This is a genomic window from Xenorhabdus sp. PB30.3, from assembly GCF_963895965.1.
GTDB classification, from domain to species: Bacteria; Pseudomonadota; Gammaproteobacteria; order Enterobacterales; family Enterobacteriaceae; genus Xenorhabdus; species Xenorhabdus stockiae.
In genome coordinates this window covers 1-1627 of sequence record NZ_CAWQMW010000099.1, presented here as the reverse complement: position 1 = coordinate 1627, position 1627 = coordinate 1, and the positions used below count along the sequence as shown (strand labels likewise).

At 34.1% G+C, this 1627-nt stretch carries 2 protein-coding genes and 1 pseudogene; all 3 read right to left on the bottom strand.

Annotation, left to right across the window (positions count from 1 at the left end):
* Nucleotides 1-129, bottom strand: a pseudogene (locus AACX38_RS06370) (IS630 family transposase); the annotation flags it as partial.
* Between the two features lie 144 nt (nt 130-273).
* Nucleotides 274-1200, bottom strand: coding sequence for an endonuclease/exonuclease/phosphatase family protein (locus tag AACX38_RS06365; RefSeq protein ID WP_339385664.1), 927 nt, complete (start codon nt 1198-1200; stop codon nt 274-276).
* Nucleotides 1201-1337: 137 nt separating this feature from the next.
* A partial coding sequence (locus AACX38_RS06360) for a hypothetical protein (RefSeq protein WP_228865902.1) occupies nt 1338-1627 on the bottom strand: 290 nt, incomplete at its 5' end.

Sequence of the window (1627 nt, the reverse complement as noted above, 5' to 3'; positions counted from 1 at the left end):
CACAGATGCACCTTGATGTAGCAAGAGTATCGCCATAATCCGGCGAGCATAGTTTTTATCTGCCGTTTTTTGGACAATTTTTCTCATTTGACGCCGCTCATTGCGCGGAATAGGTGGTACGATGGCCATAAATCAGTCCTTCCTTTTTGTGTTTTTTTGGTTTTGCGATTAAAAAGTTCGCAAAAATAGGACTGAGTTTCTTTGATTCGCCTACCATTTTGAAAAGCTATTTAGTAGTTAGATAATCATATAATATAATTTTTCATTTAAAATTTATTTGATTTTCAGATTAAATGTAATTAAAACGCCTTTATGATCAGATGGCCATACACCTTTTGGTGTTACAAATTTATCATCCGAAGATTCTTTAACCCTTTGGCTTTTAACTATGCTACTGGAAGGGCCGACAATGAACGCATCTTTCACCAGTAACTGTGGGCTAGGATAGTAAAAAATATAATCAATCCGATCACGTTCATCTGCTTTTGGTGCCCAGGTAAGCTTATTGATTGCGACATCTGGATTATTTGCTACCCAAGTAAAACCGGGATATTTAACTGGATCAGGGTATTTAGTGCGATAGGTATCAAGATAGCCAGCTTCGGCTAGTAATTTGGTACTTGTCCAAGGAACGATAGCTCCATGATGATCAAATAGTTCTTTGGTTGCCTCAGTCCAATCCAGCCAGGAAGGCTCATTAAAATCACCAGCCATAATAACGATTTTTTTGTTATTAAGTTCATTCTTAGCATCAGGGATAAATGCCCGAATTGAAGCAGGGCGTCCAGAATTATTATTTACATTCAAGATATCGTTTAGATTAGTATCAGGGCCATTTGGTAGTTCACTCCAATTATTTGCATCATATCCTCTGGGTAGGTAAGTGGCATAATTGTGGTAATCTAAATGCCCTGCATAAAACTCAATATTTTCGCCACTTATATTAATTGATGCTTTTGTAAAGCTATTAATATCACTATGTTGATTAATAGGATATTTAGAAAGAATACCGACATCATTTCCTGATCTATAAGTATAATATTGATAGCCTTTATCGCTAAGGCTTTTTGCTACTAGTGAAGTAAAGTCAGTATTATAGTTTCTTACTTCACTAAGTGAAATAATATCGGCGTTTGAGTTTATAATTGTATTTACTATTCCACCATAACCTCCTGTAACTTGAGTTCCTTCCTGCCAGATATTTAATGTAAGAGCTTTTAGTTGAATATTATTGTTCTTATCTGCGATATCAAAAATGACAGGGTGACTTAGTTGATTGTCATTTTTTCCTTTGAGTAAAAAAGCGATATAGCGTCCGGGGCTTAGTGTGTTGGCATTCAGGGAGTATATTCCTTTTTTCCAATAATATATTTCAATTTATATGGTCTATGAGTGGAATATTGATGCCATGAGTTATTATCTGAGGAGGTTAGATGAGTATTTGAATTAGGTTTAAATTTCCAGATTCCAATCCAGCTTGTATCTCCAGTCTTTGATTTATTGTAACTTAATAAAATATTATCATTAGAATGATATATTTTTTTATCTGACTTTAATTCTCTTTCATTTGCTTGTGTGCTCAAAGAAATAAAAAATACACAACATGCTAAAATATAAGTTATTATAT